At 65.2% G+C, this 26,545-nt stretch carries 23 protein-coding genes and 2 riboswitches; of the genes, 11 read left to right on the forward strand and 12 right to left on the reverse strand.

The annotated features are described in order from the left end of the window. Window positions 1-32: 32 nt before the first annotated feature. Window positions 33-138, reverse strand: a riboswitch (glycine riboswitch). Next, window positions 139-232: riboswitch (glycine riboswitch) on the reverse strand. 150 nt (window positions 233-382) lie between these two features. The 8 genes from ACLMAJ_RS02475 to ACLMAJ_RS02510 all read right to left on the reverse strand — a co-directional run bounded on the left by ACLMAJ_RS02475 (window position 383) and on the right by ACLMAJ_RS02510 (window position 12,477). Then, window positions 383-1,168, reverse strand: a complete 786-nt coding sequence (locus ACLMAJ_RS02475) for an IclR family transcriptional regulator (protein ID WP_412011780.1) — start codon at window positions 1,166-1,168, stop codon at window positions 383-385. Window positions 1,169-1,181: 13 nt separating this feature from the next. Continuing rightward, window positions 1,182-2,993: a putative nucleotidyltransferase substrate binding domain-containing protein gene (locus ACLMAJ_RS02480; RefSeq protein ID WP_412012025.1), complete on the reverse strand. Its 1,812-nt coding sequence runs from the start codon at window positions 2,991-2,993 to the stop codon at window positions 1,182-1,184. Window positions 2,994-3,055: 62 nt separating this feature from the next. Then, entirely contained in the window at window positions 3,056-4,612 is a 1,557-nt protein-coding gene (locus ACLMAJ_RS02485; protein WP_412011781.1) for a GMC family oxidoreductase, read from the reverse strand. Beyond that, window positions 4,605-6,143, reverse strand: a complete 1,539-nt coding sequence (locus ACLMAJ_RS02490; protein ID WP_412011782.1) for an APC family permease — start codon at window positions 6,141-6,143, stop codon at window positions 4,605-4,607. The genes ACLMAJ_RS02485 and ACLMAJ_RS02490 overlap by 8 nt, the downstream gene beginning before the upstream one ends. 62 nt (window positions 6,144-6,205) lie before the next feature. Then, entirely contained in the window at window positions 6,206-7,687 is a 1,482-nt protein-coding gene (locus tag ACLMAJ_RS02495; protein ID WP_412011783.1) for an aldehyde dehydrogenase family protein, read from the reverse strand. 6 nt (window positions 7,688-7,693) lie between these two features. Then, the gene (locus ACLMAJ_RS02500; RefSeq protein WP_412011784.1) at window positions 7,694-8,863 is read right to left on the reverse strand and encodes an aromatic ring-hydroxylating oxygenase subunit alpha; all 1,170 of its coding nucleotides are present in this window, start codon (window positions 8,861-8,863) and stop codon (window positions 7,694-7,696) included. After that, window positions 8,844-10,007, reverse strand: coding sequence for an N-methyl-L-tryptophan oxidase (gene solA, locus ACLMAJ_RS02505; protein ID WP_412011785.1), 1,164 nt, complete (start codon window positions 10,005-10,007; stop codon window positions 8,844-8,846). The genes ACLMAJ_RS02500 and solA overlap by 20 nt, the downstream gene beginning before the upstream one ends. A gap of 4 nt (window positions 10,008-10,011) precedes the next feature. Next, window positions 10,012-12,477 (reverse strand): GcvT family protein, encoded by a 2,466-nt coding sequence (locus ACLMAJ_RS02510; protein ID WP_412011786.1) that lies wholly within the window; start codon window positions 12,475-12,477, stop codon window positions 10,012-10,014. A gap of 194 nt (window positions 12,478-12,671) precedes the next feature. Here ACLMAJ_RS02510 and ACLMAJ_RS02515 point away from each other — a divergent pair, with 194 nt between their 5' ends. From ACLMAJ_RS02515 to ACLMAJ_RS02560, 10 genes are all read left to right on the forward strand, one after another. Continuing rightward, window positions 12,672-13,013, forward strand: a complete 342-nt coding sequence (locus ACLMAJ_RS02515) for a bifunctional 3-phenylpropionate/cinnamic acid dioxygenase ferredoxin subunit (protein WP_412011787.1) — start codon at window positions 12,672-12,674, stop codon at window positions 13,011-13,013. Next, window positions 13,010-14,179 carry an NAD(P)/FAD-dependent oxidoreductase gene (locus tag ACLMAJ_RS02520; protein WP_412011788.1) on the forward strand — a complete coding sequence of 390 codons (1,170 nt, stop codon included), beginning with the start codon at window positions 13,010-13,012 and terminating at the stop codon, window positions 14,177-14,179. Before ACLMAJ_RS02515 ends, ACLMAJ_RS02520 begins: the two co-directional genes overlap by 4 nt. A 9-nt stretch (window positions 14,180-14,188) precedes the next feature. After that, window positions 14,189-15,274: an S-(hydroxymethyl)mycothiol dehydrogenase gene (locus ACLMAJ_RS02525; RefSeq protein ID WP_412011789.1), complete on the forward strand. Its 1,086-nt coding sequence runs from the start codon at window positions 14,189-14,191 to the stop codon at window positions 15,272-15,274. Then, complete coding sequence (locus tag ACLMAJ_RS02530) at window positions 15,271-15,897, forward strand: MBL fold metallo-hydrolase (RefSeq protein WP_412011790.1); 627 nt, start codon at window positions 15,271-15,273, stop codon at window positions 15,895-15,897. Before ACLMAJ_RS02525 ends, ACLMAJ_RS02530 begins: the two co-directional genes overlap by 4 nt. A 22-nt stretch (window positions 15,898-15,919) precedes the next feature. Next, window positions 15,920-16,705 (forward strand): alpha/beta fold hydrolase, encoded by a 786-nt coding sequence (locus tag ACLMAJ_RS02535; RefSeq protein WP_412011791.1) that lies wholly within the window; start codon window positions 15,920-15,922, stop codon window positions 16,703-16,705. Window positions 16,706-16,818: 113 nt separating this feature from the next. Beyond that, complete coding sequence (locus ACLMAJ_RS02540; protein WP_412011792.1) at window positions 16,819-17,217, forward strand: TOBE domain-containing protein; 399 nt, start codon at window positions 16,819-16,821, stop codon at window positions 17,215-17,217. Window positions 17,218-17,234: 17 nt separating this feature from the next. After that, on the forward strand, window positions 17,235-18,005 hold the full coding sequence (gene modA / locus ACLMAJ_RS02545; RefSeq protein ID WP_412011793.1) for a molybdate ABC transporter substrate-binding protein: 771 nt from the start codon (window positions 17,235-17,237) through the stop codon (window positions 18,003-18,005). Window positions 18,006-18,058: 53 nt separating this feature from the next. Continuing rightward, window positions 18,059-18,817, forward strand: coding sequence for a molybdate ABC transporter permease subunit (gene modB / locus ACLMAJ_RS02550; RefSeq protein ID WP_412011794.1), 759 nt, complete (start codon window positions 18,059-18,061; stop codon window positions 18,815-18,817). Further along, window positions 18,814-19,863 (forward strand): ABC transporter ATP-binding protein, encoded by a 1,050-nt coding sequence (locus ACLMAJ_RS02555; protein ID WP_412011795.1) that lies wholly within the window; start codon window positions 18,814-18,816, stop codon window positions 19,861-19,863. The genes modB and ACLMAJ_RS02555 overlap by 4 nt, the downstream gene beginning before the upstream one ends. A 125-nt stretch (window positions 19,864-19,988) precedes the next feature. Continuing rightward, window positions 19,989-20,198, forward strand: a complete 210-nt coding sequence (locus ACLMAJ_RS02560) for a TOBE domain-containing protein (RefSeq protein ID WP_412011796.1) — start codon at window positions 19,989-19,991, stop codon at window positions 20,196-20,198. 48 nt (window positions 20,199-20,246) lie between these two features. Here ACLMAJ_RS02560 and hutG read toward each other — a convergent pair whose 3' ends face one another. Genes hutG through ACLMAJ_RS02580 form a run of 4 tightly spaced genes read right to left on the reverse strand, consistent with a single transcriptional unit; the run spans window position 20,247 to window position 25,553 of the window. Further along, the gene (hutG, locus tag ACLMAJ_RS02565; RefSeq protein ID WP_412012026.1) at window positions 20,247-21,215 is read right to left on the reverse strand and encodes a formimidoylglutamase; all 969 of its coding nucleotides are present in this window, start codon (window positions 21,213-21,215) and stop codon (window positions 20,247-20,249) included. 23 nt (window positions 21,216-21,238) lie between these two features. Beyond that, window positions 21,239-22,420, reverse strand: a complete 1,182-nt coding sequence (gene hutI, locus ACLMAJ_RS02570; RefSeq protein ID WP_412011797.1) for an imidazolonepropionase — start codon at window positions 22,418-22,420, stop codon at window positions 21,239-21,241. A 5-nt stretch (window positions 22,421-22,425) separates the two neighbouring features. After that, on the reverse strand, window positions 22,426-24,126 hold the full coding sequence (gene hutU, locus ACLMAJ_RS02575) for a urocanate hydratase (protein ID WP_412011798.1): 1,701 nt from the start codon (window positions 24,124-24,126) through the stop codon (window positions 22,426-22,428). Continuing rightward, on the reverse strand, window positions 24,123-25,553 hold the full coding sequence (locus ACLMAJ_RS02580) for a purine-cytosine permease family protein (protein WP_412011799.1): 1,431 nt from the start codon (window positions 25,551-25,553) through the stop codon (window positions 24,123-24,125). Before ACLMAJ_RS02580 ends, hutU begins: the two co-directional genes overlap by 4 nt. 208 nt (window positions 25,554-25,761) lie before the next feature. Here ACLMAJ_RS02580 and hutC point away from each other — a divergent pair, with 208 nt between their 5' ends. Then, window positions 25,762-26,514, forward strand: a complete 753-nt coding sequence (gene hutC / locus ACLMAJ_RS02585) for a histidine utilization repressor (protein WP_412011800.1) — start codon at window positions 25,762-25,764, stop codon at window positions 26,512-26,514. Window positions 26,515-26,545 lie beyond the last annotated feature (31 nt).

Raw genomic sequence — 26,545 nt, forward strand, 5'->3', positions numbered from 1 at the left:
GAGCCTTTCGTCGACGCATGCGCGTGGGTGGCTCCTCCCGCTCTGTCCAATGGCCTGAGAGTTTCACGCGCTGTGTCGATCTGGACACCGCGCGTTTGCCCCGTCGGCGAGTGCGTGCGCACTGCTTTCCAGAGGTGCCTGTGCGCGGCGGTACTGGGCCTGAGAGATTCCCGGGAGGATTTGCTCCTTCGGCTCTCCACGAAATTCCGTGGAGATCTCCCGCCGCACGTCAACGGCGACTATTCAATTTCACATGCCGCAACAGTTGCGCAAAACGCAACAGTTGCACCATCCGCACTAAGTATTGAGCCGACCTCAACCCTTGTCAATACGAATTGGGCGGCGGGCTACGCCCCACAGCACCCACCAGGTGCGCTCGAGCTCAGGCGAAATATCCGAGGCGACGGCTGATGTCGGCGGCGCTCGCGACGGTCAGCTCGGCGACTTCGGCGAAACGGTCGGGACCGAGGCGGTAGGCGGGCCCGGAAACACTCAGTGCCGCAACGACTACTCCACCGCCGTCATAGACGGGCGCGGCGACGGCGTTGAGGCCGATCTCCAGTTCCTCGCGCACACTCGCCCAGCCGTTCTTCCTGACCTCGACGAGTTCGGCAGCGAGGTCGGCGACCTTGGTGATCGTGTTTTCGGTGAACATCTCCAGCTTGGCGCCGACGCGCTTGCGCATCTGGCTCGGCACCAGATCCGCGAGCAACACCTTGCCACTGGAGGTTGCGTGCAGCGGGCAGCTCTTCCCCACCCAGGACAGCAGTGCGATCGAGCCGGGCCCCATCGCCTCGACGATGTTGATCACCCGATTGCCGTCCAGCACAGCGAGGTTGGTCGTCTCGCCCGAGGCATCCGCCAGCTCGTTGCACGTACCTTGGCTCTGCCCGACGAGATCGACCTGCGCGCTGGTCGAGCCTGCGAGCCGGACGATGGAGAAGCCGAGCCGATACTTGCCGCGCCCGGAAAGCTGCTCGACGTATCCGCGCGATTCCAGCACCGTGATCAGTCGGGAGACGGTAGATTTGTGGACACCGAGCTCGGTGGCAATCTCGGTGACACCGGCCTGTCCGAGCTTGGCGATGATCTCCAAGACGAGCAGCGCGCGATCGACGGACTGCACCGCGGCCGTCCGCCCGTTATCCTCAACATCTCGAATTACCATCTCGGTCACCAGTCTAGGTGGTCGCCGCTCCGGTGTTGCCGATGCGTCGCTGAACCGCCGCGATCTCGCGCAGCGCATCGTTGAGCAGGCTGCGATTCAGTGGTGAGAGTTCCGACATCGTGATGATGTCTCCAGGACTGTGTCCTGCGGAAAGCTGCTCGATCTGATGGACCATACGCATGCGTTGCAGCATGGTGAAAACCTCGGTCAGGACGGCGGCATCACGCTCGCGGACCGCACCGGCACTCGCGGCGGCCGCCAGCCGCATCGGGGTCGACGCCGAGGTCATGCCCGCCATCAGCCCGCCCCACCTGGCGAGGTTGACGATCGGGGCCAGCGCGTGGTTCTTCAGATCGAACGTCCCGCCACGCCGGGAGATCACGTCGCGCAGCGAGCGCGTCCGTACTCGCCCCGACAGCGCGTCGAGCAGTTGCAGGCGCAGCGCGTGCGGGTGGTCGGCGCGCATCCGCCGGAACGCGGCGGGAATCGCGTGCAACGATTCCGCACCCCACACCACGCGCCCGTCGATGAGCAGCGAGGTGAGGACCAGTCCACGGCCCTGCAATGGATCGTCGAGCCAAGCCTCGGCCGCCTTCGCCCATTGCGAGCGAGAACGGGAGAATTTCGGCTTCGCGGCAATCGCGCCATTGCTGTCGGCGGGCAGCCCGCAGGCATCGAGGATGGCGTGCACTCGCGCGGCGACCGCGCGGAGTTGCCCACTCGCCGAGGATAATTCGTCGCTCCAGGACAGCGCGCTGTCCACATCCGACGACGGCATCGCCTCGCGCCGGGCGATACTGCCGAGCGTCAGCCAGGCGAACCCGCCGCCGGCGACTGCTCCCAGGTCGCTCGAAGGGGTCAGCTCGGGCGCATCGTCGATCTCGGCCAGCGCCAGTTCGAGTCCCTTGCGGACCACCGAGTCGATGACGACAGACAGAATGCCGCTGGTCGCCGACGCCTCGGTGCCATTGCGAAACAGGTCGACGACGGTGCCGGTGATCTCGCGCGCAGCACGCTGTAGTTGGGCCGCGTCGGTGGCCGCGGCGATCGAGCAGCGCAGCACGAAACCCTGTCTCGCCGAGGCGGCTAGCAGGTCCGCGTCCTCGAGCACGCCCAGCACCTCACCGCGCCGGGACAGCACCGGCATATGCCGCAGCCCCCATTCCAGCATTTCCATCAGCACGGTCTCGGCGGTCAGGTCGGCGGTCACTCGCCGGGCCGGAGCGCTCATCACCAGGGAGATCGGCGCTTCTACCGGCAGCCCGGCGCCCACCACCTTGGTACGCAGATCGCGATCGGTGAAAATGCCGAATTCGCCTTGCGGCAACCGGATCAGCACATAGGAGACGGACTCCTCGGTCATCCGCACGACGGCATCACGCACGCTGGTCTCCGGCGTGACGAAAACCGCGGCCCTGGAGACGAGCTCGCCGACCGGGCGGCTGCCGACCGCGGGTGCCATCGGAGTTCGGCTGCCGGACACCGTTTTCCACGCCGAGGAGGCGAGGAACGCGAGACCGGCGGGCTGAGCGAACTGGGCCGCGACCAAGGCCCCCGGCAGCCGGATAAGCAGGCTCGGTTCGGCCGCCCGCGCGAGGAAGTCGGCACTGCCTCCGGTGAGTAGCGGAACATAGCCGAAGATTCCGCCGGGCTCGATAGTGTCGATCGGTGTGCCGTCGCCGCTGCCGAGCAAGGCGACGCGGCCGCTCCACAGCATCCAGATATCGTCGGGCACCTTGGCCGAGTAGTCCATGATCACCGTGCCCGCCGCGAATCTGTGCAGCGATGACGACGACGCGAGCTGCTCGAGCTCGGTCGTTGCCATCGCCTGGAACGGCGCGTGATCGGCGAGAAACGCCTCTAGTCCCGCCTCTTTCGGCACCTCACTCAGGTTTTCCGTATGAGGTCCGCGCACTTCTCTGCCATGGTCATGACCGTGATATTAGGGTTCACCGCAGGCAGTTTCGGCATCGCGGACGCGTCGACGACCCGCAATCGGGACACGCCCTTGACCCGCAGTTCGGGATCGAGCACCGCCATCGGATCGTCGGTCGCCCCCATCCGCGCGGTGGCCGCCGGGTGGTACACGGTGTTGTGCGTCGCGCGAATGTAGTCGAGTAGTTCGTCGTCGGTCGTCGCGTCCGGGCCCGGCGCGAGCTCCCTGGCGACCCAGTCCCGAAGCGGCGTCTGCTCGGCTATCTTGCGCGCCAACCGGACTCCCGCGAGCATGGTGCGTTCGTCGTGCCCCTCGGGATCGGTGAAATACCTCGGGTCGACCTTGGGCCTGTCACGGAAGTCGCGACTGCGCAGCCGGACCGTGCCACGCGAGCGGCCCTGAGTGACGTTGGGCGTCAAGCAGAAACCGTTGTCGGTAGTCGGGTAACCATGGCGCAGTGTGTTCATATCGAACGGCACGCTGCCGTAGTGCATCATCACGTCCGGCAGGCGCAGCGTCTCGTCGGTGGTGGCGAACAGGCCGATTTCCCACCACTGTGTCGAGGTGGTGACCATCGGCCGCGCGGCCTCCCAGAACACCAGGCCCTCGACATGGTCGTCCAGGTTCGAACCGACACCTGGAGAGTCGACGAGCACCGCTACGCCGACCTCACGCAGATGCTCGGCGGGCCCGATCCCGGACAGCATCAACAACTTCGGCGTATCGATGGCCCCCGCGGTGACGATCACCTCGCGTCGGGCCGAGATCGTGTCGTACCCGGTGAGATCCGGCCGCTGGTATCGCACGCCTGTCGCGTTGCGTGCCTCGTCGAACAGGACCTCACTGACCCGACACCCGGTGCGCACAACGAGATTGGGCCGCGAGTCGAGGATGGGGTGCAGGTAGGCGTGCGAGGTCGACATCCTGATGTTGTCCTCGTCGGAATTGATCTGGAACCACCCCGCACCGTTGCGCACCGTTGCGCCACGGTTGAATTGGACCGTCGGCAAGCCGATCAGCGCAGCGGCTTCGAGCACCGCCGCTCCACACGGGTCATCGGGCGGGACGTCGCGCAGCCGGACCGGTCCGCTGTGGCCGTGCTGCTCGCCGGGCGCGTCGTTGTTCTCCACCCGCGCGACATAGGGCAGCACCTCGGCCGCGCTCCAGCCCTTGGCACCCATCGCGGCCCATTCGTCCAGATTCTCGGCAGGCGGCCAGAACGCGATACACGAGTTGTGCGAGGAACATCCGCCGAGCACCTTCGCCCTCGCGTGGCGCAAAAAGCTATTGCCGCGTTCCTGTGGTTCGACCGGATAGTCCCAGTCGTACCCGGAATCGAGCAGATACATCCATTCGGTGAGCTCGAGGATATTGCGGTCGCCGACATCGGACGGACCGGCTTCCAGCAGGCACACCGACACCTCCGGGTCCTCACTGAGCCGTGCGGCAAGCACACATCCCGCGGTGCCGCCGCCCGCGATCACGTAGTCGAACACACTGTCAGACATCTGATTCCGCCTCCTTCGACGCTGCCGCGTGTGAAGCGAGGGTGCCGATGCTCTTGCGGCCCCTCAGCCCGTACCAGAGCAGCCCAGCGCCGAGAATCGCACCGATGTAGACGAACGCGCCCCAGGTGTTGTACCAGGGCGTGCCGTACACGGCCTCGCGCGGCCAGGCCAGATTCAACGCCATCCCGATGCCCCATACGACGGCGACGATATTGACCAATAGACCCCAGCGGCCCATCGAGAAGTAGCCGCCCGCTTTCAGATCCTTCGGCGGCCACTGACCTTTGAGCCGCTTCTTCAGCATCGGCCCTGTCACCATCAGGTAGGCCAGGTAGATCATGATGATGGCGATCGAGGTCAGCACCGTGAAGATCTTCGGCTGACCGATATTGACCACCAGGATCAGCACGGCGAGCACACCGATCACCACAGCGGGCACCACAGGGGTCTGCGTCTTCGGATGCACTCGGGCGAGCTTTTCGCCGAAGGGCAGCGCATTGTCGCGGGCCATGGCGAAGGTCAACCGGATGGCGGCGGTGTGCACGGCCAGCGAACACACCGTCACCGCGACCACGATGCAGCACAGGAAAATGGTGCCGAGCGGCCCCCACATCACTTGTTCGACAATGTATTGCAGGCCGCCGCTCGAGCTGCCGACCTTCGGGTCGTCGAGATCAGGGGCCGCCATCACCGCGAACACCAGGATCGCGCCGCCGATCACGAACGAGGCGAGAATCGCGCGCAGGATCGCCTTCGGTGCGGTGCGCCTCGGCTCCACCGTCTCCTCGCCGAGCGAGCTCGCGGTGTCGAAGCCGTACATCACGTAGCCGGAGGCGAGCGAGGCGACCAGGAACGCGCCGAGGTAGCCGCCGGACTCCCCCGCACCGTAGCCGTGCGTGGAGAAGAACACCTGCGGGCCGCGAGTCCAGTTGGCCGCCAAGATGATGGCGATCAGCACCGCCGCGATGAGTTCGATGAACACGCCGGTGCTGTTGATCATGGCCATGAGCCGCACACCGAGCGCGTTGACGGTGGTGGTGAACACGATCATGATCGTGCCGAGCACCACGGCGTTGGTGGCGTAGTCGAATTCACCACTGCCGTCACCGATCAGCTGGAAGCCGCTCCACAGGCGTGGCAGGTTCAGCTGTAGGGCGAGCACCACCGCGGAAAGCGTGACGATCGACGCGGTCAACATCAGCCAGCCCGAAGACCATCCGACGATTCTGCTGCCGAGCGACTTCGACCAGTTGTAGACCGAACCGGCGACCGGATACTTCGCCGCAAGCTCCATGAAGCACAGTGCGACAGCCATCTGTCCGACGAAAACCAGGGGCCACGACCATAGATAGGCCGGACCCGCGCTGCCGAAACCGAAATAGAACAGCTGGAAAGTGCCGGTGAGAATCGAAATGTAACTGACGCCTGCGGCGAAGCTGGCGAATTTGCCGATACTTCGGTCGAGGGATTCCTTGTAGCCGAAATCCTCCATCCCATTGTCATCGGCCAGACCGTGCTCCTTGACTGCCATTGCTACCGTGCCTTTCGCGGTGCCGGCCGGTACGGGCTGTCCGGCCGATGTCGTAACTCGGATCAGACGCCCTTGAACCACTCCGCAGGCTTCGGTGCCGTGTTGTGCCAAATGTGTTTGATTTCCTGATATTCGGTAAGTCCGGTCGGCCCGAGTTCGCGTCCGTTTCCGGACTTCTTGAACCCGCCCCATTCCGCGGCCGCTGTGTAATAGCCGAAGTCGTTGAGCCAGATGGTGCCGTGTCGCAGCGCGCGCACCATGCGTTCGCCGCGCGCGGGGTCGGTGGTGCGCACACCGCCCGCGAGTCCGTACTCGGTGTCGTTACCGAGGCGAATCGCCTCCGCCTCGGTAACGAAGCGCTCCACTGTGAGGATCGGTCCGAATGTCTCCTCCTGGACGATCCGCATCGACCGATCACAGTTGTCGAAGATGGTCGGCAGGAAGAAGCTGCCCGCGGCCAGCGCCGGGTCGCTCGGCCGGACACCGCCGGTCACCAGTTTCGCGCCCTCGGAGATACCCAGCTCGACGTAGGCCTCCACCTTCGCGCGATGCTGTTCGGAGACCAGTGGGCCGGTCTCGCTTGCCGCGTCCATGCCATTGCCGACGCGAATCAGCTCGGCCCTTCGGACCAATTCGGCGACGAAGTCGTCGGCGATGGACTCTTCGATGATCAGCCGCGTACCCGCCGAGCAGACCTGGCCGGAGTGCAGGAACACACCTGTCAGCACCTGGTCGACCGAGCTCTCCCAGTCGGCGTCGGCGAACACGATGTGCGGGTTCTTGCCACCGAGTTCCACCGCGACCTTGGTGACATGCTCGGCGGCCACCTCGGAGATGATTCGTCCCGTCGCGAGACCACCGGTGAACGAGATGAAATCCACGTCCGAGTTGTCTGTCAGCGCCGACCCGAGCACCGCGCCGCTGCCCTGCACCAGGTTCAGCACCCCAGAGGGCACGCCGGCTTCCTCGGCAAGACGGACGAAGGCGATGGTGCTGAGCGGGGTCACCTCGCTCGGCTTGGCGACCATCGTGCAGCCCGCGCCGAGCGCGGGCGCGATCTTCCACGACATCTGTAGCAACGGATAGTTCCACGGCGCGATCAGCACGCAGACACCGATCGGCTCGCGGACAACGCGGCTGATCACCGTCGGGTCGCCGACATCGACAACTCGGTCGGCCTGCACCGCGACCAGGCCACCGTAATAGCGGAACACCGAGACCACGTCGTCGATGTCGATACGGCTTTCCACCAGCGTCTTGCCGGTGTCCAGGGTCTCGAGGTGAGCGATCTGCTCCTTGTCGCGTTCGAGCAGATCCGCGATCCGCAGCAGCAACGCGGCGCGCTCGGCAACCGGTGTTGCGGCCCAGGCCCCCTCATCGAAGGTGGCACGCGCGGCGGCAACCGCTCGGCGCGCGTCCTCCGTTGTCGCCTCGTCGACGCTCGCCACCACCGAGCCATCGGCAGGGTTGACGATCTGACGCAGGCCACCATCGGAGGCGTGTATCCACTCGCCGCCGATGAGCAGGTCCGGGTCACCGTTCATGTCGTGTCACCTCATGTCGCCGATTCGTGCGAGCAGCCATTCGTGGAACTCCGCGATGTGGTGCTCGGCGGGGACGAGCACCCCGCCGTTTCGGTAAGCACGTGAGGACATCGTCGGTTGGGTGCGCTCACATGCCGCGAAATCTTGTTCGTTCACGCGGTGGAACAGTTCGACCGAATGGGACACGTCGCGGCCCCCGGCGACGACGTCGCCGGTGTAGAGCCAGTCGCACTCGACGACCGTACGGTCTGCTGCCAGCGGATACATCCTATGGAAGATGATGTGGTCAGGGACCAGGTTGACGAAGACCGTCGGCCGAATCGTGATCGCGTAGTACCTGCGATCCTGCTCCGGACTCACTCCTGGAAGGCGCTCGAACCCGGGCGAGCCGTCGACGGTGAAGCCCGCGACCTCCGGACCGAACTCGGCGCCGTGGCCGACGAAGACCTGGGCCGCGAGGCCGTCGGCGAACTCGGGCAGCACCTCGGTGAGCTCTGGATGGATGGTCGCGCAGTGGTAGCACTCCATGAAGTTCTCCACGATGAGCTTCCAGTTCGCCGCTACGTCGTAGACCACGCGGCGACCGACCTTCAGGTTGTCGATGTCGTAGGCGTCGATCGCGGTCGCGGTGCCGAGCCGCTCGGTGACCGCGCCGATCACCTCGGACTCGAACGACGGCGGTTCATCGGCGAGGCAGACCCAGGCATACCCGAGCCATTCGCGTAGAGCCACAGGAACAAGGCCGTAGGCGACCCGATCGATGTCCTCGCCCTCGGCGTCTTTGAGTGCGGACATGTTGGGCGCGGTGACCAGTTTCCCGTCCAGCCCGTAGGTCCAGGCGTGGTAGGGGCAACGCAGATTGCGCTTCACCTGGCCCTCGTCCTCGGTGCACAGCATGGCCCCGCGGTGGCGGCAGATGTTCAGGAATGCGCGCAGCGCGCCGTCGCGGCCGCGCACGATCAGCACGCTCTCGCGACCGACCTGGACCCTCCTGAACTGGCCTGGTCGAGCGAGGTCGGCGGATCGGACCGCACAGAACCACATCTGCTCGAAGAGGTGTTCCTGTTCGGCCGCGAAGATCGAATCCTCGACGTACCACTTGCCGCCGAGGGTCGGGATCAACGCGGGCGTCCGCACCGGCAGGTCCGTGGACTCGCTACGCGATGCTGTTGTCATCGGCCACCAACCTTTGCGGGTCGAAAAGCGTAATGGGGTGTGCGGTTTTCGCGTCGATGGTCAGATCAGCGAGGATCTCCCCGACCACCGGGACGAACTTGAAGCCGTGGCCGGAGAACCCACAGGCCACGGTCACGCGTGCGCTGTCGGGATGGCGGGCGATCACGAAGTGCTGATCGGGGGTGTTGGAGTACATGCAGGTCGCGGAGTGCAGGCATGGACCATCCAGTGCGGGGACCAGTTCGGCGACGCGGTCGCGCATCGCCTTGATCTCGTGCTGGTGCACCACGCGATCGATGGTGTCCGGTGTGCACTCGATGCCCCTGCGGAAGAACGCCGTTTTCACGCCGCCCTCGGGTCCGTCGATAGCGGGGAAGGTGTATATCTGTTCGCCGGAACTGTTCTCGCTGATATGGATCGGCTGATCAGCGAAGGCGGCTGCGCCGCCGATCGGATCGAGCCAGTAGAGCACGTGCCGTTCGACGGTGATCGGAATGCCGAACTTCGCCAGCAGTTCCGGAGCCCACGCGCCGGGACAGATCACGAGCTGATCGGCGTGGTAGGTGGCACTTTCGGTCGTCACCGTCACCCCGGAGCCGGTCTCCGCCCAGTCGAGTACCTGCTCACCGAACGACAGCGTCGCACCCGATCGCAGCGCGAGATCTATGTGTGCCTGCACCGTCAGCTCCGGCCGGGCGAATCCCGCCTTGTCCTCATAGACCGCGATGTCGCCCGGCTCCGGAGTGAAACTCGGGTACCTGTGCCGGATTTCGGCGGCATCGAGCACCTCGTGCGGTAGTGACCACTCGCGGCTCGCACGCAGGCTGCCCGCGACCGTCAGCGAGTCGGGCGGGCCGAGGAACAACCCACCGGTGAGCCGGAAGACTTCGCGCTCGCTGTCGGCGGCGAGCTTCTCCCACAATTCGTAGGAACGCAGCAGCAACGGCACGTACGCGGGGTCCTCGAAATAGGACTGCCGGATGATCCTCGACCCGCCGTGGCTGGAGCCCTTGTTGTGCGCGGGCGTGAACTTCTCCAGCCCGAGCACCCGCTGCCCTCGGGCGGCCAGGTGATAGGCGGCAGCGCTGCCCATACCGCCGAGACCGATCACGATGACGTCGTAACCGTGTGTCGCAGTAGCCATTTCGCTACCTCCTGATCCTGGACATTTCGGGGTCGACCACCGGTTCCGGGTGTATGACGGCGGTGTAGAGCGTGCCGAGGTATTCGACCTCGACCACATCGCCGGGACCCGCACCCGCGGGCAGCCAGGCGTAGGCGATGCTGCGGCCGATGGTGGCGGAATAGGCCGCGCTGGTGATGTAGCCCGCGCACATCCCCCGCATGAAGACCGGCTCCTTGCCGAGCACCACCATCGACGGGCTGTCGAACACGATGCTGCGCAAGATCTTTGTCGGAGGTCCCGCCTGCTCCAGTGCGGCCTTGCCGACGAAATCGGGCTTGTTCATCCGTACCGCGAAATCGACGCCGGCAGCGGCGGGCAGGTGTTCGGTGGTCATATCGGTTCCCCAACCGCGATAACCCTTTTCGATGCGCAGACTGTTGAACGCGATCCGGCCCGCCGCGATCACCTCGTACGCCCGACCTGCCTCCCAGAGCAGATCCCATAGGGCGCTGCCGTATTCGGCCGTGGTGTAGATCTCCCAGCCGAGCTCACCGACGTAGGAGACCCGCATCATCGTCACGGGAATCGCGCCGAGATAGGTTTGCAGTGCACGGAAGTACTTGAAGGAGTGATGGGAAATATCATCAGAACACAAGGGCTGCACGAGATCTCGTGCCACCGGACCCCACACACCGATACAACAGGTGCCCCCGGTGATGTCACGCAGCGTCACCGCCCCGTCGGTATCGCCGGCGGCGGGCAAGTTACGCGTGAACCAGTCGAAGTCCAGCGGACCATTCGCGCCGACCTGGAAACGCTGCGGCGCTAGCCTGGCCACGGTGAGATCGCTTCGGATGCCGCCCTTCTCGTCGAGCAGCAGTGTGTAGGTGACCGAGCCGACGCTCTTGTCGAGGTTGTTCGTGGTGAGTCGCTGTAGCAGCTCCAGCGCGCCGGGACCGGCGATCTCGTAGCGGGTCAGCGGCGTCATGTCGTACATCGCCACGCGCTCCCTGGTCCAGCGGGCCTCCGCGATGGAAATCGGCGACCAGAAATCGCTCGACCAGTCGTCGCGTTCGGGAAACTGCACTCCCTCGTCGCGAAGACGCTGCATCAGTTCGGCATTGGATGCGTACCACGCGGGCCGCTCCCAGCTGCCGCCCTCGAAGAAATAGGCGCCGAGCTCCTGCTGTCGAGCATGGAACGGGCTGGTCCGCAGTCCGCGCAGCGCCGTTCGGAACTGGTGCGGGTGGATGATGTCGTACACCTCGACGAACGCCTGCGAACTCGTCTCCAGGATGAAGCGGTCGCTGCGGGCGACATCCTCGAACCGGTACAGGTCGCATTCGTGCACCTCGGTCTTCGGCGCGCCATCGATGATCCACTCCGCGGTTGCCTTGGCCACGCCCGCCGAGTGGGTGACCCACACCGCCTCCGCGACCCAGAATCCGGCCAGATCCCGATGCTCGCCCATGATCGAGAAGCCGTCGGGGGTGAAGGAGAAGATCCCGTTGAAACCCTCCTCCACTTTCGAATCACTCAGTGCGGGAAGTAATTCCATGGATTCATGCCAGGCGGGGGCAAAGTCTTCGTCGGTGAACGACAGCATGGACGGCATCTCCGTGTCCGCCGTCACGGCGGACAATGTCGACATATCCACCGGCATGGGCTTGTGCCCGTAGTAGCCGATGCCGATCCGATCGACGTGCTCGCGGAAGTAGAGGTCCTGATCCTGATGCCGCAGGATCGGCAGACCCGCCTCGCTGCGTTCGGTGTTGCGACCCTGGAGCGCGGCGATCCGACCGGTCTTGGCGTATTGGTGTGCCATCGGAACCAGCGGCAGGACCAGCCCGACCTGCTTGGCCACTTCGGCGCCCCAGAATCCGGCCGCACAGATGACGACGTCGGCGGCGATCACACCGTCCGCGGTTTCCACCCCGGCCACCCGGCCACCACGCTCGACGATGCCGAGTACTTCCTGATTCGGCCGGAAGACGGCACCGCGCGCCGACGCGAGTCGCGCCTGCGCTTCCGCCGCACGCAGTGCCTTCGCCAAACCGTCTGCCGGAGTGTGGAATCCGCCGAGTATCCGGTCGGCATCGAGCAGTGGGTGCAGCGCGGCGCACGCGGCGGGGTCGAGCAGATGGCCATCGATCCCCCATGACTGCGCCCAGCCCGCTTTACGGTGCAGGTCCTGCCAGCGCTGCGGGGTGGTGGCTACTTCGAGTCCACCGACCGGGTTGAACGCCGAGCCGTCCGGATGATCGAGCGCAAGGAACTTCTCGATCGTGTAGCGGGCGAACTCGGTCATCGTCTTGGACGGGTTCGTCTGAAATACCAATCCCGGCGCGTGCGACGTGGATCCGCCGGTCAGGAACAGCGGTCCCTTCTCCAGCACGGTGACGTCGGTCCAACCACGCGAGGTGATTTCATCGGCCAGCGATGTTCCGACGATTCCGGCTCCGATGATGACAACTTTCGGGTGAGCCAAGGGGTGCCTCCGATGTTGCTCACTACGCAACGCAATCGCATTACGCAACAAATGGTCAACCCGATCCAGTGGCGTGTCAACCGCTGAAACCAATCCTCCCCAAATTCGCTTTTCGGGTTGACGACACCCGCAAACCCGCCCACACTGTTGCGTACTGCGATCGGTGTTGCGTCATAGGCAACTTGGAGGACCCCATGGAATCGACTGCGCTTCGACCGGCGACATCCACGACGGATCTGTTCGTCACCCATCTGACAGACCTACCGGTCGGCGAGGTCACCACAGTGCAGCCGGACAAGGGCCCGAAGATCGCCGTATTCCACACGGAGGAAGGCCTTTTCGCGATCGACGACAACTGCACCCACCAGGATGCGTCGCTGGCGGATGGCTGGGTGGAGAACTGCAAAGTCGAATGCCCACTCCACGAAGCCTGCTTCGACCTACGCACCGGTGCGGCGGCAGGCCCGCCGGCGAAGGTTCCCGTCCGCACCTATCCGGTGCACGTGGTCGACGGCGTCGTCATGGTGTCGGCTTGAGCGCCACCGGCTCGGTAGTCGTCGTCGGCGCATCGCTGGCTGGGTTCTCTCTGGTCCGCACCCTGCGCGAGCACGGTCACGACGGCAGCATCACGGTCGTCGGCGACGAACAGCACGCTCCGTACGACCGGCCGCCACTGTCCAAAGAGTTCCTCCGCGAGGACGTCGACATCGCACTGGACGACGAATCCGCTGGCGGCGCGAACTGGTTGCTCGGGCGACGCGCGGTCGGGATCACCGCGACCGACACCGGACCCGGTGTCACGCTGGACGACGGAAGTCAGCTCGCCGGAGACTCGCTCGTGCTCGCCACCGGTGCTCGCGCCCGCACACTGCCCGGTGTCGGTGCGCTCGGCGGCGTACACACCCTGCGGACGGTGGATGACGCACGCGCGATCCGTCATTCGCTGCGCACGGCGCGCACGTTGGTCGTCGTCGGCGCGGGTCTCATCGGCTCCGAAATTGCTTCCTCCGCAACGGCTATCGGAATCAAGGTCACGATTGTCGAGCTGTGCTCGGATCCACTCACCGCTGTGTTCGGCCCACACATCGGACCGCTGTGCGCGGCACTGCACGACCCGCACGGCGTCCGGCTACTGACCGGTGTCGCTGTCGAGCGATTCCTCGGCGCGGAACACGTCGATGCGGTGCAATTGACCGATGGAACCGTACTACCCGCCGACGCCGTGGTGATCGGCATCGGAGCCGTGCCCAACACCGAATGGGCCGCCGACTCCGACCTGCGCATCGACAACGGTTTCCTCACCGATTCGCAGTGCCGGACTTCGATACCTGGCGTCTATGCCATCGGCGACTGCGCCCGCAGCTACAACGAGGTATCCGGCGCCCACCACCGTTCCGAGCACTGGACCAACGCGACCGTCCAGGCGCGTATCGCGGCGGCGGCCATTCTCGGAGCACCACAGCGACCTACCGCGGCGCCGTATTTCTGGTCGCGGCAGTATGGACGGATGCTTCAGTTCGCGGGTGACTGCCGACCGACCGACGAAGTCCGCTTCGTCGACGGCGACCCGTCGACTCCGTCGCTGACCGCCCTGTACGAGCGCGCAGGCGCGCCGGTAGCGGTATTCGCCATCGATAACCCGCGCCTGTTCACCAGGTACCGCAAACAGATCGAGCGGCTCACCCCGATCCCAGCTCCATAGGAGGTTTTCGTGTCCGAAACCGTGCGTGGCGTTATCGCCCGTAGCAAAGGTGCGCCGGTCGAGATCGTCGATGTCGTGATCCCCGACCCGGGACCGCACGACGTCATCGTGCGTATCCAGACGTGCGGGGTGTGCCACACCGACCTGCACTACCGCGAAGGCGGCATCAACGACGAATACCCCTTCCTGCTCGGACACGAAGCCGCGGGCATCGTCGAGACCGTCGGTGCGGCCGTCACCCACGTCGAGGCGGGCGATTTCGTCATCCTCAACTGGCGCGCGGTCTGCGGCGAATGTCGCGCGTGTAGACGTGGTCGTCCCTGGTACTGCTTCGCCAGCCACAACGCGAGCAAGAAGATGACCCTCGCCGACGGCACCGAACTGTCCCCGGCCCTCGGCATCGGCGCCTTCGCCGACAAGACCCTCGTCCACGAAGGCCAGTGCACCAAGGTCGATCCCAGCACCGACCCCGCGGTCGCGGGTCTGCTCGGCTGCGGTGTGATGGCGGGCATCGGCGCCGCCATGAACACCGGCAACGTCTCACGCGGTGACACCGTCGCGGTCATCGGCTGTGGCGGCGTCGGTGACGCCGCGATCGCCGGCGCTCGGCTGGCGGGCGCGAGCACGATCATCGCGATCGACCGCGATCCACGAAAGCTGGCCTGGGCCAAAGATTTCGGCGCGACCCACACGATCAACGCCACTACCGATGATGTGGTGGAGAAGATTCAGGAACTCACCGAAGGGTTCGGCGCCGACGTCGTGATCGACGCGGTCGGCCGACCCGAAACCTGGAAGCAAGCCTTCTACGGTCGCGATCTGGCGGGCACGGTGGTGCTGGTCGGCGTCCCGACCCCCGACATGACCCTCGATATGCCGTTGATCGATCTGTTCTCCCGCGGCGGCGCGTTGAAGTCCTCCTGGTACGGCGACTGCCTGCCCGAACGCGACTTCCCGATGCTCGTCGACCTCTATCGGCAAGGCAGGCTCCCGTTGGAACGCTTCGTCACCGAACGCATCGCACTCGACCAGGTGGAGAAGGCCTTCGACGCGATGCACGCCGGTGAGGTACTGCGCTCGGTGGTGGTGCTGTGAGTGTCCGCATCGATCGGGTGATCACTTCCGGCACCTTCGAATTGGACGGCGGCACCTGGGACGTCGACAACAACGTGTGGCTGATCGGCAACGATGACGAGGTCCTCGTCATCGACGCTGCCCACAACGCCGACGCGATCATCGACGCGGTCGGCAACCGCCACGTCGTCGCGGTGCTGTGCACCCACGGCCACAACGACCACGTCACCGTCGCACCGGAACTCGGCAAACGACTCGACGCACCAGTCCTGTTACACCAGGGTGACGACCCACTCTGGCGCATGACCCACCCCGATGTGAACTATCGGTCACTCGCCGACGTCCCTCGAATCACCGTGGCAGGCACCGACATCGACATCCTCCACACCCCCGGCCACTCCCCCGGCTCGGTATCGCTGCATGTGCCAGCGGCCGCCGCCCTCTTCACCGGCGACACCCTCTTCTCCGGCGGCCCAGGCGCAACCGGCCGATCGTTCTCCGACTTCGACACCATCATCGATTCGATCCGCGACCGCCTCCTTACCCTCCCCGAGGAAACCGTCGTCCACACCGGCCACGGCGACATCACCACCATCGGCGCCGAAAAGCCCGCCCTTGCCGACTGGGTCGCCAGAGGCCACTGACACCCGCCCATCGAGAGGCACGATGCAGCACTTCACAATTCACCACGACGGTGTCGCGATCCCGGTGTCTCGCGGCGGCAGTGGACGACCGCTGGTCCTGTGCCCCGGCCTGAGCTCGACACAGGCCGATCTGCACGAGCTGATCGAACTGTTGCGGCGCGACCACGACGTGGTGACCTTCGACCTCAGGGGCCATGGCCTCGCCTCGCCCGCCGACCGGTACACCTTCGATGCGTTCCTCAGCGATCTCGTCGCCGTGATGGCGGAGCTCGACCTGCCCGCGCTACCCGTGCTCGTCGGCTACTCGCTCGGCGCGGACCTGACCGTGCACTATGCCTCCGAGAATCCCGACGCCGTCGCCGCGCTCGTTCTCATCGACGGGGCGAACCCGGTCCCCGAACCGTTCATCACCGAAGCCGACCTGCCGGAGTTCCGTGCGATGTTCGAGGACCCTGCGATGCGGCACGAGGCCGAACAGGCCAAGGGCACCCCCCGTCAGGTGCTGCTCACCGCACCGGACATCCTCGACGTCAATCTCGAGATCGATGTGGTTCGGTCCGCGATCCTCGACCGGTACCGAAAGATCGACTGCCCGATCAGCATGATCATGTCGACCTCGATGGCAGGCGACGGCAACGAAGGTCGCACGCCGTGGCGCAATCAGAACTGGCACGCGGGCATCGAGCGGCTCGTCCGCGACCAGCCACATATCTCCGCAACCTGGCTCGACGCCGACCACGGCCTGGTCTCCACCCACGCCAAGGAAATCGCCCACATCATCCGAAGCACCCAACCCCCAGCGGCCTGACCAGCCCCTGACCACGTGCGGCGACACCTGTTGAAGGAGGCAGGCGGGGGAGGGGCTCATTTGCGAAGGCATTGGGGCTTGATTTCCGTGGATGCGGGAATATGCTGCCAATTGTGTCGAATCTGCGGATCAGCGAAGTAGCCGCGCTCATGGGGGTCAGTGATGACACCGTGCGTCGGTGGGTCGATCAGGGACGGTTGAGCGCAATTCAGCTGGAGAACGGGCGGAAGGGAATCGATGGGCGGGAGCTCGCGGAATTCCTGCGGGACAACGCGGAGGCGCCCGTGCCGGGGGTGACCGTTGCGGCGTCGGCTCGTAACCGGTTGCGCGGGATTGTGACGCGGGTGGTCAAGGACACCGTGATGGCGCAGGTCGAGATGCAGGCCGGGCCGTTTCGGCTGGTGTCGCTGCTGAGCAGGGAGTCGGTCGATGAACTCGGGCTCGAGGTCGGCAGCATCGCGGTCGCCTCGGTCAAGTCGACGCATGTCGTTGTCGAAATACCGGAAAGTTGATGAGGATGATTCGTGGCATGAGCGTCGCGGCGGTTGCCGCCGTCGCCGCATTGACCGTCGAAGGCTGCGGCTCGGATGACGCCGCCGAGCCTGCCGCAGGTCAGGACAAGATCGGCGGCACGGTCACCGTGTTCGCCGCGGCCTCGCTGACCGAGACCTTCAACGAGCTGGGCAAGCAATTCGAGGCGGCTCATCCGGGAGTGAAGGTGGTCTACAGCTACGGCGCCAGCTCGGCGTTGGCCCAGCAGATCGAACAGGGCGCACCCGCCGACGTGTTCGCCTCGGCCGCGCCGAAGAATATGCAGCAGGTCCTCGACGCGGGCGATATCACCGCGGCCCCGTCGACATTCGTTCGCAATCGTCTCGAAATCGCTGTCCCCCAGGGCAATCCCGGCCATATCACCGGCCTGGCCGACTTCGGCAAGACCGAGCCGAAGATCGCTTTGTGCGCCGAACAGGTCCCGTGCGGTGCCGCCGCGCAAAAGGTTTTCGAGGTCGCAGGCGTTACCCCGCAGCCCGATACCAGGGAACAAGACGTCAAGGCCGTGCTGACGAAGGTCACCCTCGGCGAGGTCGATGCCGCGCTCGTCTACCGCACCGACGTGAAATCCGCGGGCGACAAGGTAGTAGGCATCGAATTCCCCGAAGCCGACAAGGCAATCAACGACTACCCCATCGCTCCTCTGGCCAAGGCCCCGAATCCGGCGACAGCCGCAGCATTCGTCGATTTCATCAAGTCCACCCAAGCGCGCCCGGTGTTCACGAAGGCGGGATTCGACACACCGTGATCGGAACGACGGCGCGGCGACGGGCGACACGGGGGCGCCGGCCGCTTGTATTGATGGTGCCTGCTATCTGTGGCTTGGCTTTCCTGCTCGCGCCCTTGCTCGGGCTGTTGCTTCGGGCGCCGTGGGCTTCGCTGCCCGATCGGTTGTTCAGTGCCGAAGTTGGTCAGGCGCTGCGGCTTTCGCTGGTGAGTGCGAGTTCGGCGACGGTGATCTGCCTGGTTCTCGGAATTCCGTTGGCGTGGTTGCTGGCTCGTGCTGAGCTGCCCGGGCGGGGGCTGGTGCGGGCGCTGGTCACGGTGCCGCTGGTATTGCCGCCGGTGGTCGGCGGTGTGGCGCTGCTGCTGGTGCTCGGGCGGCGTGGGTTGATGGGCCGGTATCTATACGAATGGTTCGGTGTTTCACTGCCTTTCACCACGGCGGGCGTTGTTGTCGCGGAGGCATTCGTCGCCATGCCTTTTCTGGTGATCGCTGTGGAGGGGGCGCTGCGTGCGGCCGATCCGCGCTACGAGGAGGCGGCCGCGACGCTCGGTGCGTCGCGCTGGCTGACTTTTCGGCGCGTGACATTGCCCTCGGTGATGCCGGGCGTCGTGGCGGGCGCTGTGCTGTGCTGGGCGCGCGCGCTCGGTGAATTCGGTGCCACGATCACCTTCGCGGGCAACTTCCCCGGTAAGACCACCACCATGCCGCTGGCCGTCTATTTGGCGCTCGAATCCGATCCCGCCGACGCGATCGTGCTCAGCTTGGTCCTGCTCGTCGTGTCGGTGGCGGTCCTTGTCGCGTTGCGCGAGCGCTGGATTCGGGGAGTGCTATGACCATCGATGCCGAATTACGATTCAGCCGTGGGCAATTCGATCTCGACCTGTCCTTCGCGGTCGCACCCGGCGAGGTTGTCGCGCTGCTCGGCCCCAACGGCGCGGGCAAGACCACCGCGTTGCGCGCACTCGCGGGTCTGATCGCACTGACCGATGGGCGGATCCGGCTCGACGAAAAGGACTGGGACGCACCGCCGAAGGTGTTCGTACCCGCCGAACAACGGGAAGTCGGTGTCGTCTTCCAGGACTATCTACTTTTCGCGAACATGACCGCCGTCGATAATATCGCGTTCGGGCTGCGCGCCCGAGGGCATCGGCGCGGTGTGGCCCGCGACCGAGCGATGACCTGGCTGGATCGGGTCGGCCTGGCCGAACACGCGCACGCCAAGCCACGCGCGTTATCCGGCGGACAGGCGCAGCGAGTCGCGCTGGCCCGCGCATTGGCCACCGACCCACAGCTACTACTACTCGACGAGCCGCTCGCCGCCCTCGACGCGAGCACCCGAATGCAAGTGCGCTCCGACCTCGCCCACCACCTGGCCGACTACCCTGGCCACACCGTGCTGGTCACCCATGACGCGCTCGATGCCATGGTGCTGGCCGACCGCATCGTCATCATCGAAAACGGAGTCATCGTCCAACAGGGGCCGCCGAGCGAGGTCGCACGCAGACCACACTCCGACTACGTCGCAAACCTGGTGGGCCTCAACCTTTATCGCGGCACCGCGCACGGCACGATGGTCGAGCTGGACGACGGCGGCACCCTCACCGTCACCGAACCCAGCACGGGCAGAGTGCATGTCGCCTTCCCACCGAGCGCGGTCGGCCTACACCCCGAACAACCAGCGGGCAGCCCACGAAACACCTGGCCGGTCACCATCGTCGGCATCGAACAACATGCCTACACCACCCGCGTCCGCCTCGACGGCACCCCACCTGTACTCGCCGACGTTACCCCCGCCACCGTCGCCGACCTACGCCTACAACCCGGCGCCCACCTCTGGGCCGCCGTCAAAGCCACCGAAACCCACGCCTACCCGGCCTGACCGTGGCGCCATGCAGACGAGGCCGGTACGGGTACGGGCGGATCCCGAGAGCAGGCGCGGCTCACACTCGCAACACGAGTCGAAGATCCGGCTCGGACGCCTCGGTGCTGCGTATGCTCGCCTCCATGCGACTGAGCACGCGCAACCAGCTCGATGGAACCGTCCTATCCGTCACCCGAGGCGAAGCGATGGCCGTCGTACGAATCCGACTGACCGGCGGAGACGAGATCACCTCCTCGATCACCAGGGATGCCGCCGACGACCTCGGTCTCGCCGAAGGCACACCCGTCAAGGCGCTCATCAAGTCGACAGAAATCTCGCTCGGCGTCGAATAGGCGGCGGGCCAGCGGTCATCTCCACCGCAATCGACGACGTCTCCTGGATCACGGAAGCTGTTGTAACCGTACGTGTCCGGTGACAATGCGGTGGATCAGCCTGGCCGCCGTGCGCGCCGTGCGATGGTCGATGTCGTACTCCGGGTTGAGCTCGGCCACATCACACACCGCGAGCTTCCCGCTCGCGGTGAGCAGGTCGGCAACGAGCTGAATCGTCTCCAGCGGCACACCGAAAGCCGCGGGCGCACTGACTCCCGGCGCGACCGCCGCCGGTAGCACATCGAGATCGATGGTGAGATACACGAGATCGACCCTGCCGATAAAATCCCGCACGAAATCCTGTACAGCGGTAGTGTTTCCGACACCGCACTCGTCGTCGAACAAATAGCGGACGCCGAGACGGTCGGCGGTGTCGAACAATGCCGCGGTATTACTCGGCTGACTGATGCCCACAACCGCGTATTCGACGGAACTGCCCGTCTCGCCCGCCGCGTCCAAGATCTGCCGGAACGGGGTTCCGGAGCTGGGAACCTCCTCCGAACGAAGATCGAAATGAGCGTCGAGGTTGAGGATTCCGATGCGCGGGTGCACGGATAGCAGCGCGGAATCGGCCAGACCTCGGTAGGTTCCGAAAGCCACCTCGTGCCCGCCACCGAGAACTACCGGGAAATGTCCGGCGTCGAGCACGTCGCACACCATCGAGCCCAGTTCCCGCTGCCCCGTATCCAAGTCGTCGGCGACCAGCAACGTCCCCGCGTCGAACGCGCGGATCGGTGCGGCCAGGGCCATCGACGACAACGCCTGCCGCAAGGCGTGTGGTCCGGCGGCAGCACCACGGCGGCCCTTATTCCGGTGCACGCCTTCGTCACTGGCGAATCCGATGAAAACGCACGAAGCCAGCTTGGACTGAGCGGCATACGGCTCCACCACATGATGCCAACGCAAATGTTCCACACCGCTGCCGTCGTCACGGCCGGTCCAAGGCTCGAAAACAGTCGCCACCGGATTGGACAGCATTATCGTTTCCTTATCCGTATTGCTCATTGTTCAGCGGTATAGCCCGATGTACCGGCTCGCCAAACCTGTTGAATCAGTGGGACTCCCGGCCGGTAGGCCAAATGCAGGTAGGACGGGGCAGCCAAGGCGATCGCATCCGCCCGTGCCCCCGGACGCAAGACACCGATATCGTCGCGCCGCAGCGCCCGCGCCCCGCCCGCGGTCGCGGCCCACACCGCTTCCTCCGGCGTCATGTGCATCTCCCGCACCGCGATGGCGATACAGAACGGCAGGCTCGTGGTGTACGAGGTGCCCGGATTGCAGTCGGCTCCGAGCGCGACCGTCACACCGGCGTCGATGAGCGCTCGTGCGTCCGGGTACTTGTTGCGGGTCGAAAAGTCCGCGCCGGGAAGCAGAGTCGCCACTGTCGAGCTCTGCGCGAGCAGGTCGATGTCCCCGGCGGTGACGTAGGTGACGTGGTCGACGGATGCAGCACCCACCTCCACCGCGAGCGCGACGCCTGGGCCGGTTTGCAGCTGGTTACCGTGCACCCGAGGCACGAGCCCCTTGGCGATACCCGCGGTGAGTACCGCGTGCGCCTGATCGCGGTCGAAGGCCCCGCGCTCGCAGAACACATCGATCCACTTGGCATGCGGCGCACACACATCGATCATCTCGTCACAGACCATCCGCACGTAATCGTCGGCCCGGCCCGCGTACTCCGGCGGCGGAACATGCGCGGCGAGCAGCGTGGCCTCGTCGGTGAATTCGGCCGCGATCTTGATGCTGCGCAGTTCGCTCTCCACCGACTGCCCGTAGCCGGTCTTGCACTCGACGGTCGTGCTGCCTGCGCGCAGTGATTCGTTCATCAATCGCCGGGTGTTGGTACGCAACTCGTCGTCAGTGGCGGCCCTGGTCGCCGCGATGGTGGTGCGGATTCCACCCGCCGCATAGGGCGTCCCCGACATCCGCGCTCCGAACTCTTCGGCGCGATCACCGGCGAAGACCAGGTGCGAATGGCTCTCGACGAAACCGGGTAGCACCGCTCGTCCGCCGAGGTCCTGCCCGTGGTCACCGCTCGGCGCGGCACTGGACCGACCCACCCACTCGACTACGCCACCGTCGAAAACGATGGCGGCGTCATGGATTACACCGAGCGGGCCGTCGCCGAGCTCGGGATCGTTGGTGACAAGGGTGCCGATGCCCGTAAGGACAGTGGATCCCATGGCGCTCAGCCCTCGGCCATCGGCACGCGAACCCCGCGCTCCCCGGCGACGTTGATCGCATGCTCATAGCCCGCGTCGGCATGCCGGATCACGCCCATACCAGGGTCATTGGTCAACACCCGCGTCAGCTTCTCGGCCGCGAGATCGGTGCCGTCCGCGATGCACACCTGTCCGGCATGAATCGAACGCCCCATCCCGACACCACCACCGTGATGGATCGAGACCCAAGACGCACCGGATGCGGTATTCACCAACGCATTCAGCAGCGGCCAATCCGCGATCGCATCGGAACCGTCCGCCATCGCCTCGGTCTCGCGGTACGGCGAGGCCACCGACCCCGAATCCAGGTGGTCACGCCCGATGGCGATCGGCGCGGACAACTCGCCGGAAGCCACCATCTCGTTGAACTTCAGTCCGGCAAGATGCCGTTCACCGTATCCGAGCCAGCAGATCCGAGCGGGCAGCCCTTCGAAAGCAACCTTCTCCCCTGCCATTTCGATCCATCGACGCAGGTGCTGGTTCTCCGGAAACAGCTCAACGATCGCCTTGTCGGTGGCCGCGATGTCTTTCGGGTCGCCCGAGAGCGCCGCCCACCGGAACGGGCCGAGCCCCTCTTCGAACAGCGGGCGAATGTAGGCGGGCACAAACCCGGGGAAGTCGAAAGCCCTGTCGAATCCGGCCTTTCGAGCCTCGTCCCGGATCGAATTGCCGTAGTCGAACACCTCGGCACCACGATCGAGGAACCCGACCATCGCACGCACCTGAGCGGCCATCGCCGTGCGGGCGTCATCAGTGAACTTGGCCGGATCCTTCGCTGCCATCGCTTTCATATCGGCGAGGTCCATGCCGATCGGCAGATACGCGAGCGGATCGTGCGCCGAGGTCTGATCGGTCACGATATCGATCGGGGCTTCCATGGCGAGCATTTGCGGAAACACCTCTGCCGCATTGCCTTCGAGTCCGATCGACAGCGGCAGCTTGGCGTCGCGGGCTTCGGTGGCCAGCCGCAGCGCGTCCGCGAGGTCGACGGCCTTGGTGTCGAGGTACTTGTGGGCGATCCTGCGATCTATGCGGGTGGTATCGCAATCCACACAGATCACGACACCACCGTTCATGGTGACGGCCAGCGGCTGCGCGCCGCCCATGCCACCGAGTCCCGCGGTCAAGGTGATCGTGCCGGCCAGCGTGCCGTCGCTGTTCGGATAGCGACCCGATGCCGCCAGCTTTCGCGCGACAGCACCGAAGGTTTCGTAGGTGCCCTGGAGAATGCCCTGGGTACCGATGTAGATCCAGGAACCCGCCGTCATCTGCCCGTACATGGTCAGGCCGAGCTCCTCCAGGCGACGGAACTCCTCCCAGTTCGCCCAATCGCCGACCAGATTCGAGTTGGCGATGAGTACCCGCGGCGCCCATTCGTTGGTGCGGAAGACACCCACCGGCTTGCCCGACTGCACCAGCATGGTCTCGTCGGACTTCAGCGTCTTCAGCGTGCGGACCATCGCGTCGAAGGCCTCCCACGTCCGCGCGGCCTTGCCGGTACCGCCGTAGACGACGAGTTCGTCCGGATGCTCGGCCACCTCGGGATCCAGATTGTTCATCAGCATGCGCAGCGCGCCCTCTTGCTGCCAGCCGAGCGTGGTGAGTTCGCTGCCGCGTGGTGCGGACACGCGCCGCGGGCCGGAGGTAGCCGTGGGTTGTGCGGTCATCGGGTGCTCCTTGCTGGGTCGGCGGGATAAATCATCGACGCGGGTGGATTGCTGGTGCGCCGCGCGAGCGGGTAGTACAGGGCCGCGGTGAGGACGATCCCGACGATCCAGGAAATGTCCGCGCCGCCGAGCTGTTCGGTGATCGGTCCGGTGTAGAGCTTCTGGGCGAGGAACGGGATCTGGGCCAGTACGCCGATCACGTAGCAGGACAGGGCGGTCACGTTCCAGCGGCCATAGCGCGCGGCGGGGTCGTAGAGCGCGGGGATATCTACCTTCTCCTTCGAGATCAGGTAGTAGTCGGTGAGGTTGATGGCACTCCACGGGGTGAAGACCATCAGCAGTACCAGAACGAAGTTCTTGAAATTATTGAGGAAGTCGGCGCTGGCGCCGACCGCGACGACGACCGAGACCGCGGTGAAGCCGACGATGTACGCGGCGCGGGCAGCGGCGGAAATCTTGGTCTGCCCGTTGAACGCGGTAACGGTGGTCAGGATCGACATGAACCCGCCGTAGGCATTGAGGCAGTTGACGGTCAGCTTGCCGACGAGCACCACGAGGTAGATCAGCAGCGCGACCACGGCGGGTCCCGCGAGGTGGCCGACGAAACCGACCTGGTCACTCAGGAATGCCTTGCCCGCGACCGCGGCGACCAGCGCACCGAAGGTCATCGACCACTGCGAGCCGATCACGCTGCCCGCGAAGGTCGACCAGAACGTCGTACGTGCGCTGGTACTGCGCGGCAGGTAGCGGGAGTAGTCCGCGACGTACGGCCCGAAGGTCAGCTGCCAGCCCGCGCCGAGGGATATCGCGAGCAGGAAGGTGGCGATATCGAAGCCCTTGACGCCGACCACGGCCGACACGTCGTATTCGACGAACAGCCGGATCGCCAAGTAGGTGAATCCGATGACGCCGAAGACCGTGGCGATGCGCCCGACGATGTGGATCAGCTTGTATCCGGTCACCGCGACGAACGCGGTGAGTAGACCGAAGATGACAATGCCGACGGTCGGACTATCAATGTGCAGGATCTTGTCGACCGCCTGGCCCGCGAGCACGCTGCCGGTGGCGGCGAATCCGAGATACATCAGCACCACGAGCAGCAGCGGCAGCACCGCGCCGAAGACACCGAACTGCGCGCGACTCGAAATCATCTGTGGGAGACCGAGTCTCGGTCCCTGCGCGGAGTGCAGCGCCATCACCGCTCCACCGAGCACATTGCCGATCAGCAGGCCGAGGATCGCCCAGAGCGCGTCGGCGCCGAACACGACGGCCAGCGCGCCGTCGACGACCGCGGTGATCTGCATATTGGCGCCGAACCAGAGGGTGAACTGGCTGAACGGAGATCCATACCGTTCGTCGTCGGGGATGACGTCGATCGTGCGACGCTCCGGCGCAAGGACGACTTCGGATGGTTCGTCGATGATCATAGGCCTATCCCTCTTCCCGCGAGTCCGGCCGGTGCGGTGTGATGCGGCGGCCGTAACCGACGATCGCGTACGCACTATGCGCTGGCTCACGTTTTCCCGTGAACAGGATGTATAGTCCTGTATAGACAACCTCGTGTCAAGCGCTGCCGAACATGCGCCGATCACATGGGATGATCACCGGTGCAGTCAATGGATAGGGGTTCGAATCGTGGCGATCGTCGACGCAGAGCTTGCGTCGTTGTACAACGACGCGGGAACCGAATCGGCTCCTGCCTACGAGCGCGTGAAGAATCTTGTTGTCGCACAGATCAACTCGGGCCGATGGACCGAGGGCGATCAGCTGCCCTCGGAGAACCAGCTCGTCGCGACACTCGGCCTGTCACGTATGACTATCAACCGCGCCCTGCGCGAGCTCGCCACCGACGGACTGATCGTGCGCATGATGGGCATCGGCACCTTCGTCGCCCCACCGAAAACCGCGTCCCCGCTATTCGAGGTGAAGAATATCGCCGACGAGATCCAGCGGCGCGGGCATCGGCATCGCACCGAGGTGATCTACGTACGCGAGGAACAAGCCGGCGCGGCCAACACCGTAATTCAGGATCTTATGCGCGGCAAGGTCTTTCACTCGCTGATGGTGCACTTCGAGGACGACACGCCCATTCAGGTCGAAGACAGGTACGTCGATCCGAACGAAGCGCCCGGATATCTCGACCAGGATTTCACGGTGAAAACACCGAATAACTATCTGAGCGAAGTCGCGCCTCTGGAACGCGGGGAGCACATTGTCGAGGCGGTCCTCGGTAGTGCGGATGAATGCCGGCTACTTCGGATCAAGCGGGCCGAACCCTGCCTGTTGATTCGTCGGCGAACCTGGTCGGCGCGCGGTTTGGTCAGCGCGGCTCGGCTGGTTCATCCAGGATCACGCAACCGGTTGGAAGGCACCTTCACCGGTCACTGAGTTTTGGCGGCGCGCCCCTCGGACACACCGC

Source organism: Nocardia arseniciresistens (assembly GCF_046764875.1).
In the GTDB taxonomy this organism is placed as follows: Bacteria; Actinomycetota; Actinomycetes; order Mycobacteriales; family Mycobacteriaceae; genus Nocardia; species Nocardia arseniciresistens.